The sequence below is a fragment of the Pelagibius sp. CAU 1746 genome (assembly GCF_039839785.1).
Classification (GTDB): Bacteria; Pseudomonadota; Alphaproteobacteria; order Kiloniellales; family Kiloniellaceae; genus Pelagibius.
Window position 1 is genome coordinate 2,426,643 of the sequence record NZ_JBDOQT010000001.1, and the last position, 12,472, is coordinate 2,439,114.

Annotated in this window: 13 protein-coding genes and 1 riboswitch; of the genes, 7 read left to right on the plus strand and 6 right to left on the minus strand. The window is 65.7% G+C overall.

The genetic code is table 11. The annotated features are described in order from the left end of the window. The gene (locus AAFN88_RS11505; RefSeq protein WP_347520451.1) at positions 1–1,161 is read left to right on the plus strand and encodes an Ig-like domain-containing protein; all 1,161 of its coding nucleotides are present in this window, start codon (positions 1–3) and stop codon (positions 1,159–1,161) included. 15 nt (positions 1,162–1,176) lie between these two features. Here AAFN88_RS11505 and AAFN88_RS11510 read toward each other — a convergent pair whose 3' ends face one another. Continuing rightward, the gene (locus AAFN88_RS11510; RefSeq protein WP_347520452.1) at positions 1,177–1,761 is read right to left on the minus strand and encodes a hypothetical protein; all 585 of its coding nucleotides are present in this window, start codon (positions 1,759–1,761) and stop codon (positions 1,177–1,179) included. Between the two features lie 156 nt (positions 1,762–1,917). Between AAFN88_RS11510 and AAFN88_RS11515 the strand changes: the two genes are divergently transcribed. Continuing rightward, on the plus strand, positions 1,918–2,604 hold the full coding sequence (locus AAFN88_RS11515) for a phosphatidylserine decarboxylase (protein ID WP_347520453.1): 687 nt from the start codon (positions 1,918–1,920) through the stop codon (positions 2,602–2,604). Positions 2,605–2,617: 13 nt separating this feature from the next. Next, entirely contained in the window at positions 2,618–3,415 is a 798-nt protein-coding gene (gene pssA / locus AAFN88_RS11520) for a CDP-diacylglycerol--serine O-phosphatidyltransferase (protein WP_347520454.1), read from the plus strand. Positions 3,416–3,496: 81 nt separating this feature from the next. Here pssA and AAFN88_RS11525 read toward each other — a convergent pair whose 3' ends face one another. Then, the gene (locus tag AAFN88_RS11525; RefSeq protein WP_347520455.1) at positions 3,497–3,970 is read right to left on the minus strand and encodes a MarR family winged helix-turn-helix transcriptional regulator; all 474 of its coding nucleotides are present in this window, start codon (positions 3,968–3,970) and stop codon (positions 3,497–3,499) included. A 101-nt stretch (positions 3,971–4,071) separates the two neighbouring features. On the opposite strand from AAFN88_RS11525, the gene AAFN88_RS11530 reads away from it, so the two are divergent. Both AAFN88_RS11530 and AAFN88_RS11535 read left to right on the plus strand, forming a co-directional pair. Continuing rightward, complete coding sequence (locus AAFN88_RS11530) at positions 4,072–4,983, plus strand: VOC family protein (protein WP_347520456.1); 912 nt, start codon at positions 4,072–4,074, stop codon at positions 4,981–4,983. Between the two features lie 11 nt (positions 4,984–4,994). Further along, positions 4,995–5,348 carry a DUF1428 domain-containing protein gene (locus AAFN88_RS11535; protein WP_347520457.1) on the plus strand — a complete coding sequence of 118 codons (354 nt, stop codon included), beginning with the start codon at positions 4,995–4,997 and terminating at the stop codon, positions 5,346–5,348. Between the two features lie 16 nt (positions 5,349–5,364). Here the strand turns inward: AAFN88_RS11535 and AAFN88_RS11540 are convergent, their stop codons facing one another. The 3 genes from AAFN88_RS11540 to AAFN88_RS11550 form a co-directional block, all read right to left on the minus strand. Further along, the gene (locus AAFN88_RS11540) at positions 5,365–8,580 is read right to left on the minus strand and encodes an efflux RND transporter permease subunit (RefSeq protein ID WP_347520458.1); all 3,216 of its coding nucleotides are present in this window, start codon (positions 8,578–8,580) and stop codon (positions 5,365–5,367) included. Next, positions 8,577–9,680 carry an efflux RND transporter periplasmic adaptor subunit gene (locus AAFN88_RS11545; protein WP_347520459.1) on the minus strand — a complete coding sequence of 368 codons (1,104 nt, stop codon included), beginning with the start codon at positions 9,678–9,680 and terminating at the stop codon, positions 8,577–8,579. The genes AAFN88_RS11540 and AAFN88_RS11545 overlap by 4 nt, the downstream gene beginning before the upstream one ends. Positions 9,681–9,803: 123 nt before the next feature. After that, positions 9,804–10,349 (minus strand): PadR family transcriptional regulator, encoded by a 546-nt coding sequence (locus tag AAFN88_RS11550; RefSeq protein WP_347520460.1) that lies wholly within the window; start codon positions 10,347–10,349, stop codon positions 9,804–9,806. 228 nt (positions 10,350–10,577) lie between these two features. Here AAFN88_RS11550 and AAFN88_RS11555 point away from each other — a divergent pair, with 228 nt between their 5' ends. Further along, a complete protein-coding gene (locus AAFN88_RS11555) occupies positions 10,578–10,991 on the plus strand; it encodes a flagellar basal body rod C-terminal domain-containing protein (RefSeq protein ID WP_347520461.1) in 414 nt (137 codons plus the stop codon). A gap of 212 nt (positions 10,992–11,203) precedes the next feature. Here the strand turns inward: AAFN88_RS11555 and AAFN88_RS11560 are convergent, their stop codons facing one another. Beyond that, complete coding sequence (locus tag AAFN88_RS11560) at positions 11,204–11,371, minus strand: hypothetical protein (protein WP_347520462.1); 168 nt, start codon at positions 11,369–11,371, stop codon at positions 11,204–11,206. Between the two features lie 519 nt (positions 11,372–11,890). Here AAFN88_RS11560 and AAFN88_RS11565 point away from each other — a divergent pair. Then, positions 11,891–12,025 (plus strand): hypothetical protein, encoded by a 135-nt coding sequence (locus AAFN88_RS11565; protein WP_264373113.1) that lies wholly within the window; start codon positions 11,891–11,893, stop codon positions 12,023–12,025. Between the two features lie 146 nt (positions 12,026–12,171). Continuing rightward, a riboswitch (cobalamin riboswitch) is annotated at positions 12,172–12,390 on the plus strand. The last annotated feature ends 82 nt before the right edge of the window (positions 12,391–12,472 follow it).

Here is a 12,472-nt window from a genome sequence, read left to right on the forward strand (position 1 = left end):
TTGCAGCGAGTTCTTATTGCCATCGGCGCAGCCGTCATCGTTGCGGCTGCCGTTCTCGGGTTCTTCTTCTTCGCAATGGAGGAGGAGGCACCGCCCGTCGTGGCCGAGAGCGCCGCGCCGCAGGAAGAGACAGCGCCGCCGCCGGCGCCTCCCGCGCCGTCTTCAAACCCAGCAGCCGAAACCGCCGTGGCGCCCGCCGCTTCCGGCGGGCCGCAGCCTGCCTCGCCGGTCGTGCGGGTGAAGCCGCGCGATCCGTCGACGGCGCAGGGCGCCGAGACCCCGGCCGCGCGGGACGGTGAAGACTCCGAGGCTCCCAGCTTTGACGTGGTCCGGGTGGAGAAGACCGGCGAGACGGTAATCGCCGGCCGGGCCAAGCCGGACAGTGAAGTGAACGTGACCACCGAGGACGGTCAGTCTCTCGGCCGCGCGCGCGCCGACGGCAGCGGCTCATGGGCCATCGTCGCCGAAACGCCGCTGGCGCCCGGCAGCCACGAGATCGGCATCGAGGCGCAGGACGGCGAAGGCGAGACCCGCCTGTCCGAGGAAGTGGTGGTGGTCGTCGTGCCCGAAGCCGCCAAGGAAGAGGAAAGCGCTGCGGCATCCCGGGAGCCCAAGGCACGGGATCAAGTGCTGGCGGTCTTGACGCCGCGCCAAGGCCAGGGCGCGAGCAAGGTGTTGCCGCAAGCCCCGGAGGCAGAAGACGGTATCGCCGCCGGCGATTTGGTGCTCGACAGCGTCGACTATGACGAAACCGGCCGCATGACGGTCGGAGGGCGGGCGGTTCCGGGGTCGCGGCTGCGGGTCTATCTCGACAACCGGTTGGTGGGAGAGGCGGTCGCCGGTCCCGAAGGCCGCTGGGCCCACGCGCCGGAGCAGCCGGTCGCCGAAGGGCTGCACAACCTGCGGGTCGATCAGGTGGGCCCGGACGGCGGCGTACAGGCCCGCGTGGAGACGCCCTTCTCGCGCGAGGCGGTGCGGGTGGCGGCGGCGGACGAAGACTTCGTCATCGTGCAGCCGGGCAACTCTCTGTGGCGCATCGCGCGGCGCACCTACGGCTCGGGTATCCGCTACACGGTGATCTACCAGGCGAACAAGGGCCAGATCCGCGACCCCGACCTGATCTATCCAGGTCAGGTCTTCGAGGTTCCCAAGACCAACTGAGGCTTCCCGGAGGGCTCACGCCTCCGCCGGGGCGGCGGCTTCTTCGCCCGGCAGCATCGGCGGCGGGCGGCGCAGTGCGACGGCTTCACCGAGCAAATCGAGATAGGGCTTGAAGTCGATGATCAGCGCGACCGCCGTGGCGATGACCGCAACTGGCGTCCGCGGGCTCGGCGGGTTCAGTTCCCCTTCCAACACCATATCCTGATCCTCGGACAGCAGAATGTGGCCGCGGCGCAGCCGATCCGTGGCCGCCATTACCGTGCGGGCGAGGCGGCGGCCGTCGGGCGATTCCGCGCTGAAGGGCAGCTTGCCGAGGTTGGCGCGCAGGCGCAGGGGAGCAGCTTTGCTGGCCAGGTCGGCTTCGAAGTCGATGCCGCAGGCCGAGAAGCGGAAGTGGAGGGGGCGGTCTTCGTCGAAATGGCGGATATGGCCGTCCTCGCCCAGGACGACGCTGCCGACCTCGAGGGGCAGGGACGTCTCGGCGACCTGCTTGACGGCCGACTTGGCGGAGTGCTCCTCGGTGGCCGCTATGCCGGAATCAGGGATTTCTGACCCCGGGGCGCCGGCCGAATCGCGGGCCTCGATCCCCTTGTCGTCCAACGTGCATGCTCCCCTTAAAGTAGAAGGAGTTGGTTAGCATGGCAGGCTTTAAGGTTCGGTAAAGTATCGCCGGGGGGCTATTTTTCGACTGCTTGGCCCAGCCCGCCATGTTCTAGTAGGGTTTAGCCGATTCGCCTCAGCAGACAGGATAACCGCGTGTTTCGAAGCGTTCTGGTGCCGATCCACCGGGCCGGCTGGCCCTTCATCGGAGTAGCCCTGGCGGCCGCCGTGCTGCTGGGCCTGCTCTGGGAGCCCCTGTTTTGGCTCGGCCTGCTGGCCGCGGCCTATTGCGCCTATTTCTTCCGCGATCCGCCGCGCGTGACGCCGACGCGGGTCGGGCTGGTCATCGCGCCCGCCGACGGCATGGTCCTGCCAATCGAGCGCGCGGTGCCGCCGCCAGAACTGGAACTGGGCGACGAGCCGCTGACCCGGATCTCCATCTTTCTCAACGTCTTCAACGTCCACATCAACCGGGTGCCGCTGGACGGCACGGTCACGGCGCTGTCCTACCGTCCCGGCAAGTTCCTCAACGCCTCGCTGGACAAGGCCTCCGAGGACAACGAGCGCATGTCGGTGAAGGTCACCACCTACGACGGCGTCGACCTGGGCTTCATCCAGATCGCGGGTCTGGTGGCCCGGCGCATCGTCTGCGAGCTGAAAGCCGGGGAGCCCGTGCGCGCCGGCCAGGTCTTCGGCCTGATCCGCTTCGGCAGCCGCATGGACGTGTTCCTGCCGGAAGGCGTGGCGCCCTTGGTCGTGCCCTACCAGACGACGGTGGCCGGAGAGACGGTCCTCGCCGATCTGCAGTCCGGCGAACCCGCCCGGCAGGGCGAGGAACGCTAGGGGGAGCGGCCGCATGACGCGCTTCCGCCGCCGACGGGTGACGGCCCTGTCGATCAACCGGATGATTCCCAACGCGCTGACGCTGCTGGCGCTCTGCTCCGGACTGACGGCGATCCGCTTCGCCCTCCAGGACCGTTGGGAAGTGGCGGTGGTGGCGGTGTTGGTGGCCATGCTGCTGGACGGCCTGGACGGCCGTATCGCCCGCCTCATGGGAGCGACCAGCGAATTGGGCGCTCAGCTCGATTCGCTCTCGGATGTGATCGCCTTCGGTGTCACCCCCGCGGTGATGATCTATCTCTGGACACTGTCGGACGCCGGCGGCATCGGCTGGGCCGCCTGCCTGGTCTACGCGGCTTGCTGCGCCCTGCGCCTGGCGCGCTTCAACACCGCGCTGGTGGAGGAGACCTCGACGCCGCTGGCCTCGCGCTACTTCGTCGGCGTGCCGGCCCCGGCTGCCGCCGCACTGGCGCTGCTGCCGCTGGTGCTGAGTTTCGTTCTGGGCGACTTGGTGTTGCGCAGCGACGTGGTCAGCGTGCTGACTCTGCTGGGCGTGGCCATCCTCATGGTCAGCCGGGTGCCGACATTCTCGGCCAAGCGCCTGAAGCTCAAAGCGCCGCAACGGCTCATCGCCATGGTCGGCATGGTGATCTTTGTGGCCTTGCTGATCGGCGAAACCTGGATCACGGTTTCCCTCATCACGCTGGCCTATCTGGTGAGCATTCCCCTGGCGGCGCTGCAGCATCGCCGCGAGCAACGCCACGGCCTGCCCGAGATCCCCGACGAGCTGGTCCTGCCGGAAGACGAGGAGTGACGGCGGCCGGCCGTCAAGAGCCTCCGGAAAAAGCGCAGGGGCGAGGAGCAGGCTGCCGGCCTTGAGCGGGCTATGAGCGGGCTATTCCGGGCCGGCCTTGCCGCCAAGTCCCGAAAGAGCCTGAAGCGACCGGCGCAGCCGGTCCGGCCCGAACTCGGCGATCTCCGCTTCCACCGCCGCATGTGTCTCGGTCCAGATCGGCACCGCCTGCGCCAGCAGCTTCCGGCCCTTCGCCGTCAGCGACAGGACCCGGCCACGGCGGTCCTCGGGATTGGGCCTGACCGTCACCAGGCCGCGTCGTTCCAGGGGTTTCAGAGCGGCGGTCAGCGTGGTGCGGTCCATGGCGAGAAGGGCCGCCACTTCCCCGTTGCCCGGCGCCACCGGGCGGTTCAGAGACATCATCAGCGAAAACTGGCCGTTGGTGATGCCCAGGGGCCGAAAAACGGTGTCGAAGCGCCGGGCCAAAGCGCGCGCTGCACGCTGCACGTGCAGGCAGAGACAAGCGTCGCGGACATGCAGCGTCGTCTCCCGCGAGACGACTTCGCTTTTTGACACAGGGCCGCTGTTTGACATGACTTAAATATGTTGATATCAACCTAAAAGTCAATCGCCAAGATTGCCGATGAAGGCTGCTGCAAACAGGAGGTGTCTGTTCCATGGAAACAAAGCGGAAGGTCATGCCTTTCCTGTGGTTCGACGATCAGGCGGAGGATGCGGCAAAGACCTATGCCGGTCTGTTCGCCGATTCCGCCCTCGGCGAGATTTGCCGCTACTCGAAGCGGATCGCCGAGGCTACCGGCCGCGCCGAAGGTTCTGCCATGACGGTGACGTTCCGCCTCGGCGGTCAGGAAGTAACCGCCCTGAACGGCGGTCCGCAGTTCCGCTTTACCCCTTCCTTTTCTTTCTTCGTCAACTGCGGCGGCGTGGAGGAGGCTGAGGCGCTCTTCACCGGCCTGGCGCAGGGCGGCGAGGTCATGATGCCTTTCCAGGCCTATCCGTTCAGCGCGGGCTACGGCTGGATCAAGGACCGTTACGGCTTTTCCTGGCAGGTCAACTCAGCGCCCCGGGATCACACGATCGCCCCCTCATTGCTTTTCGTCGGCCGCCAATGCGGTAGGGCCGAGGAAGCCATGACCCTTTACGGCTCGATCTTTCCGGACTCGCGCATCGAGAGCGTCGCCCGCTACGAGGCGGGGGAGGCGCCCAATGCCGAAGGCAGCGTGAAGCACGGCATCTTTTTCCTCGCCGGGCAGGAGCTGCGCGCCATGGATAGCGCCCTCGACCATACGTTCACCTTCACCGAGGCGGCGTCCCTGCAGGTGCTTTGCGACAGTCAGGAAGAGGTCGACCACTATTGGCACCACCTCGGCGAGGGCGGAGACCCGGCGGCTCAGCAATGCGGCTGGCTGAAAGATCGCTTCGGCGTGAGTTGGCAGGTGGTGCCGAGAGTGTTGACGGAGATGCTGAGCGATGCCGGTTCCGACGCGAAGGAACGTGTGACGCAGGCCTTCATGCAAATGAAGAAGTTCGATATTTCCGCGCTTGAGCGGGCGTACCGCGGTAACTAGAGGAGAATGGGATGGCTTATGTGGATGGATTTGTTGCGCCGGTGCCGACGGGCAATCGGGACGCCTTTCGAAAGCACGCCGCGGTGGCGGCGGCGGTCTTCAAGGAGTTCGGGGCGCTGAAGGTGGTCGACTGCTGGGAGAACGACGTGCCGGAAGGGGAGGTGACCTCCTTTCCCCTGGCGGTCCAGCGCAAGGAGGGAGAAGGGGTGGTCTTCGGCTGGATCCTCTGGCCCTCGCGCGAGGTCAGGGACGCCGCCATGCGGAAAGCCATGGAGGATCCGCGCATGCAGCAGGACAGCAACCCCATGCCCTTCGACGGCAAGCGTCTCGTCTATGGCGGCTTCGAGATAATTCACGAAGCCTGAGGCGGCCTTTCGGTCGCTACTCCGCCGCTGCGGGCATACGCCCGTCACCCTTCTTGCCACCGGCTTTCCCGTCCTTGTTCTCGGCTGCGGAATGGCGTCTCCGGCGGCGGACGAAGCGTCCGACATTCTCCCGCAGCATCAAGGCCGAGGGCGTGACCACCAGGGTCAGCAGGGTCGCGAAGGTGAGACCGAAGGCGATGGCCGTGGCGAGCTGACGCCACCACTGGGTTGAGGGCGCACCGACCTGCACCGTGCGTGAAAAGAAGTCGATGTTGGTGGCCAAGACCATGGGCATGAGGCCCAGGATGGTGGTGATGGTGGTCAGCATCACTGGGCGCAGGCGTTGGGCGCCGGTGCGCAGGATGGCTTCGCGCACCGAATCCGTGTCCTCGCGCAGCCGGTCGAAGGTGTCGATCAGCACGATGTTGTTGTTCACCACGATCCCGGCCAAGGCGATGACGCCGATGCCCGACATGACGATACCGAAGGGCTGATGCGTGACCAGCAGGCCGATCATCACCCCCACCGTCGACATGATGACCGCGGTCAGGATCAGGAAGGCGCTGTAGAAGCTGTTGAACTGGGTGACCAGAATGATGGCCATGAGGAATAGCGCCACACCGAAGGCCTTGCCCAGGAAGGCCTGGGCGGCTTTCTGCTCCTCGTCCTCGCCCTTGAAGTCGAAGCTGAGGCGCGGATCGAATTGCTCTCCGCCCAGCCAGGCGCGCACTTCCCGTACCTTATCGTCGACCAGCAGGCCCGGCGCCACGTCGGCCTTCACGGTCATGGCCCGATGGCTGTCCGACCGGCGCAGCAAACCCACCCTGGGCTTGGCGATGCGGGTGACGAAGTTGGAGATCGGTACCATGCCGGACGAGGTCTGCATCCGGATACGGTCGAGCTGCTCGATATTGCGGTACTGCTCGGGCAGGCGGACGACGATATCGATTTCTTCGGCGCTGTCGTCGGGACGGTAGTCGCCTAGTTTCATGCCGTTGGTGATCATGCGCACGTAGCTGCCGATCAGGCTGACGTCGGCTCCGAACTTCGCGGCCTGGGCGCGATCTACCGCCAGCTCCCATTCGATGCCGGGAATCTGCGCGCCGTCCTCCACGTCGACAAAGCCGCCCAGCTCCGCCAGCCCGGCGGCAACGCGTTTGGCGGCGGGTTCGATCAGCGCGGGATCGAGGGCGGAAATTTGGATCTGCACCGGCTTGCCGACCGGCGGGCCGGCTTCCTCCTTGCGCGCTTCCACATGAACGCCGGCGAAGATCTCGCTGCGCTGGCGGATCTCCGTGAGAATCTCGTTGGCAGGACGGCGCGAGAACCAGTCGGTGAACTCCAGGGTGATCTTGCCGATGACGTCCTCGGCTTCCTCGCCGCCCTGCTGGCCTGAGGAAGCCATCGACTGGGCGGTAATGGCATGGAACTCCCCGTGCTCGCGCTGCACGGCCAGCACGACCTGCTCGACTTGGTGGACCAGCTCGTCGCGCTCGTCGACGGAGAGATTGCCGCGGGCGTGAAGCTGCAGCACCGCATTCTGCGGCTCGACATCGGGGAAGAACTCGACGCCGCGCCCGAAGGTGCCGTAGGACCACATCACGGCGATGAGGACCAGGACGGCGGCAAGCAGAACCTTTGCCGGATGGTTGAGAGCGACGCCCAGTCCCTTCAGGTAAATTCCGGTCAGGCCATGGATGTCCTGTAGCTGCCCGCTCTCGCCGGCGGCCAGCGCTTTCATCGTCTCCGGGTCGGCGGTGCCGCCCGGCTTGCCGAAGACCGAACCCAGGGTCGGCACGAAGATCAGCGCCATGACCAGGGAGGCGGACAGCGTGGCGATGAGGGTCAACGGCAGGTATTTCATGAACTCGCCGACCACGCCGGGCCAGAACATCAGCGGCAGGAAGGCGGCGAGGGTCGTTGCCGTGGCGGCGATGATCGGCCAGGCCATGCGTTTTCCGGCCAGGGCATAGGCCTGCTTCTTCGGCAGGCCTTCGCTCATCTTGCGGTCGGCATATTCGGTTACCACGATGGCGCCGTCGACCAGCATGCCGACGGCCAGGATCAGGGCGAAGAGCACCACGATATTGACGGTCAGCCCGGCGACCGAGAGCACCAGGATACCGGTGAGGAACGATCCGGGAATGGCGATGCCGACGAAACAGGCCGTGCGGATGCCCAGCGCCGCGACCACCACCACCATGACCAGCAGGATGGCGCTCAGCACGTTGTTCTGCAGATCCAGCAGGTTGTTGCGGATGTCCGTCGACTTGTCCTGGCTGTAGGCTACGGTGACGGTCTCCGGCCAGCTACCGCGCGCCTCCTCGACCGCGGCACGGACGTTCTCGATCGTCTCGATAATGTTCTCGCCGGTGCGTTTCGAAACTTCCAGCGCCAGGGCGGACTGTCCGTTCAGGCGCGCGTAGCCGTCGGAGTCCTTGAAGGTGCGGCGCAGGCTGGCGATGTCGCGAAACCGCACTACCGCATCGCCGTTTACCTTCACGGGCAGGTTCACGATGTCTTCCATGGTCTCGAAGAGACCGGGCACCTTGATCGCGAATCTACCCTGTCCGGTGTCCAGGGCGCCGGCGGCAATCACCCGGTTCGACTTGGACACCATGGTGATGATGTCCTCAGCGTCCAGGTTGTAGCTCTCCAGCGCGAGAGGGTCGATAACGACCTCCAGCAGCTCGTCGCGGTCGCCGACGATATTGGCTTCCAGGACGCTGGAAACGCCCTCGATACGGTCCTGCAGGTCGCGGGCGATGCGCAGCAGCGTGCGCTCCGGCGCCGTGCCCGAGAGCGATACCGTCAACACCGGGAAGAGCGAGAGGTTGATTTCATGCACTGTCGGCTCGTCGGCGTCCTCGGGCAACTCGGGCTTGGCCAGGTCGACCTTCTCGCGGACGTCGATCAGCGCCTGGTCGGCGTCGAAGCCGGCATCGAACTCCATCACCACGTTGGCGCCGCCCAGGTAGGCGGTGGCCGTCATCTCCTTCACGCCTTCGATGGCGCGCAGCTGCTTTTCCAGCGGTTTGATGAGAAGCCGTTCGGCATCCTCCGGCGCGATGCCCTCATGTGTCACGCTGACATAGAGCGTCGGGATGTTGATATCAGGCGAATCTTCCTTGGGAATGGAGACGTAGGCGAAGCTGCCGGCCGCAAGGATCAGGATCAGCGCCAGGATCACCGTGCGGCTGTGGGAGATGGCGGCGTCGATGATGGCGTTCAAGACGACAATCCCTTCAGCCGTTCTTCCACCTCGGACTCGGGGATCGCGCGCACGGCCTCTCCGTTTCCGACGTATTCCTGCCCGACGGTGATCAAGTTGACTTCGTTGGGCAGGCCGGAGATCCACACGCCGTCGTTGTCGGTGTCGACGATCTTCACCGGATGAAAGACAACGCGGCCGCTGTCGTCGACCGCCTTGATGCCGATCAGGCCCCCGTCGGACAGCGTCAGGATCGCCGGCGACACCAAGTGAGCCTGCACCCGGCTGAGGGGCAGGGCGATCTCCGCGGTCATGCCGTCGGCGATAGCGCCGTCGGGGTTGGCCACTTCCAGCTCCACGCGGAAAGTGCGGGTCGCTTTGTCGGCCACGGTAGAGATGTGCCGGATATGGCCCTGCACCGCGTCTCCGGTCATCAGGCGTGCCGTGCCGGGGGTGCCGACCGACAGACGCTGGACGTCGCGCTCGTTGACCTGGGTGACGATGAGCACCGGGTCCAGCTCGACCAGTTGGGCGATGGCGTCGCCGCGGTCGACGAAATCGCCGATTTCGACCACACGGTTGTCGATGACGCCATCGAAGGGCGCGCGGATGCGGGTGTAGGCGAGTTCGACCTCGGCGATCTTCACCGCCGCCTCGGCGGCTTCCAATTCGGCCTGACTGGCGGCGAGCTGGGTTTCGGCCCGGAACCCCTTCTTGGACAGCTTCCGGTCGGCCTCGTGCTCGATCTTGCGCTGGGCCAGCAGAGCCTTGGCCTCGGCGAGGCGCGCCGGGCGGTCGCCGGCCGACAGGCGCGCGATCACCTCGCCCTCGGACACGCGGGCGCCGTCCTCGACGGTAAGCTCGACAATGCGCCCGTCGGTCTCCGATTTGATCTCGACCAGGCGATTGGCTTCCGTACGGCCGCGCAGCAGGTCGATCACCGCGTGCAGTTCGGCGCTCGACCTGCGCACGCGCACGGCCGGCGCCTCGTCGAGGGCCCGCAGGTCGGCTGGAGGCTTCTGCGCCTCGGGCTGGGCACCGCTCTCGCCGAGCTGGCCCGAAAGGACCCAGAGGGTGGCGGCGACGGCGAGCAGCGCCGCGAAGATGACAGAGCGTTTCATCGGGGGGCGCTCACGGTTCGGTGACAGAAGGGACGTTCGCTTGTGGGCATCATGTCGTTGTCTTTTCACGATACGCAGGAACGGCGGTCTTCGTTTCCGCCCGCCCTGCGAGTTATCAGGGCCCTATTCGGCCACCAGCGTGGCGGACTCGCTGATTTCGGCGACCAGTTCGTCGCGATGGGCTTCCAGGTAGTCGGCGGCGGCGCGGTAGACGGCGATCCCCATACCGCGCACGAAGGAGGAGCCGGGTGAGGCGATCATGCCGCAGGCGCAGTCTTCCATGCGATCCAAGGCCTCGCGGTACCAGGCGATACGCTGATCGATCAGATGGCCGACGCGCGCGGGCGGCAGGAAATGGGCAAATGACAGGATAAAGAGAAGATCGGAGCGCACGGCGTCCGGCGCCGGCTCGGCCATCAGCGCGGCAATCAGCGCGTTACGGCCTTTCGCCGTAATGGCGTAGAGCTTCTTGTCCGGCCGCTTGTCCTGGGCCTGGGCACGGCCGGCGATCAACCCCTCGGCGTTCAGCGCGTTGAGGGCCGGATAGATGGAGCCGAAGCTGGCCTGGTGAAAGTGGCTGAAGGGCCCTTCCTCGAAGGCTTTCTTGATCTCATAGCCGCTGGCTTCGCCGCGCAGCAGGGCACCGAGGCAGAGGGTCTTTGCATCCATTAGGTTATCGCCCAGAGTTCATGACTACTCGGAAGCGCATTTAATATATCGATCCAGCATATATCAAGCCTATATATGTTGGATGCCGGGCCGAAACCAGTGGGCGGCGGCGCCAAAGGCCGCCGGAGCTCCGGTGCTTTCATAAAAATCGTATAAAATTCAAATATTTGAACTTGAATGCGCAGGGGCGTAGGATCGCCTGCTTACTGTGGACTGAAGGGGTCGCCCATGATTGCCGGATTTTCGGCGTCTCTGTCGGGACTGATGGCGCAGAGCAAGCGCCTGGCCGTCTCGGCGGACAACATTGCCAACATGCACAGCCGCGGCGTGCGAGAGGGTGGCCCGGCCCAAGCCTCTGAGGCGGGGCGGCGGGGCGCCTACGTGCCCAAGCGGGTGGACGACGTCACCGCCGCGGGTGGCGGCGTGCGGGCCGAGGTGCGTCCGGTGGAGCCGCCATCGGTCGAGGTCTACGCCCCGGGGCGCCCGGACGCGGATGCCGCCGGCGTGGCGGCCATTCCCAACGTTAATCTGGCCGAAGAACTGGTGACGCAGATCCAGGCGCAGCGGGCCTACGAAGCCAATGCGGCGGCGTTCCGTACCCAGGACGAAATCACCGACAGCCTGATCGACATCAAGTCGTAAGGCCGCAATCCCGCTCCCTCGCCGTGCGGCGCAGAGGGCGCCAACGAACGAAACCGCGCCGGGCCGGCGGGCCCGCGCGGTTTTATCAATTCCATTTACCGAGGTGGAGACGGGCGGGGGGCGCCGCAGCGCGGCCTTTGCCGGTCCCGGAACCAATTGACGCCGCAGTCGGAAACCGCGGCGACAAGGTCAGGTAGGGAAGATCGCGTGCCTTAGGCGGCGATGCCTTCGCGCCAGGCGCTGGTGGACTTGCAGTTCTGGCAGACGCGCTCGCCCGGCCAAGAGCTCATGAACTCGGAGCTGCACATGAGGCAGTTCCGGCGCTTCTTCTCGTAGGCGCGGTCCGATTTCGGTTTGGAGTTTTTCGTGGAGTCACTCATGGGCGCGGTGATACCGGGGCTTGCATTTGAATGCAACAAAAATGTTGCACCGCAATGACGATTTTGCGCCGTTTTCTCCAAAAGCGGTATCTTGGACCGATCTTAAGAATAATCATTTAGTTCGTGACGCGGGACGGGACGCAGCCGGCGGGCGGTCCCGCCGCGCTTTGTGGAGTGGGGGCTCTCAATCCCGCTATCCAAGTCCTGTGGCGCGCCGCCGCCGCCGGCCGCCTCGCGGGACCGCGCCGATCGCCGCCAAGTGTTTAGGAACAAATTCTAAGATCTGTCCGGAGAGATTATTGGCCTGGGGTTGCCTGCGGACCGCTCCTGGATGTCGCTACCAGGCCAGTGATGGCGGCGCCTCCCGGCGCCCTGTCGTGAGGGCTTCTCGGCCAAATGGGGTTTTGCTATCCTTATTCCACGTGCGGGGTCCCCGGCACCGCGAGGGACGGTGCTCCAGGACAACGGGACCTTCCGGGAAGGAAGGCCATTCAGGAGCCGCACGGGGAGGGAGACAGCATGTATCGTTCGGTCATCGAGAGCGAGCAGGAAGGCAGCGAACGCCGGCGTCTTTGGCGCTGGGTCGAAGGTATCCTGGTCGCCGTGGTGGTCGTGGTCGGAGTCACTTATCTCTTTGGCCTGATCACGTTCTAGTACAGCCAGGTTCCACGCCTCTGCGTCCTGCAGTGCCTGCAGCGGGCGCCGGCGGGCGCGTTGCCGAGGGCGCGCCGGCGCACTGTCCGGTCGCCGATCTCGCAACACGGGCCGCGTGGAGATGTTGCGGGGCGGGGAGAATCGCGGTTAAAGTCACCCCAGATGGTTCCGCCAGTCCGAACGGCGCGGCGGATTAAATGGGAACACGGTGAGGCGTACCCTACAGGGACCGAAGCCGTGGCTGCCCCCGCAACTGTGAGCGGAGAGCGACACCCGGCAAGCCACTGGCCCTAGCGTGGGCCGGGAAGGCGGAGTGGAGCGAGGACCCGTGAGCCAGGAGACCTGCCATCGAGATTTTACTCACTCCGGGCGGGGTTGCTCGGAAGGGCGGAGTGGCAGGCGGGACCGTCGTGCCGTGCGGATGTCTTTCCAGCGGATCCTATCCGA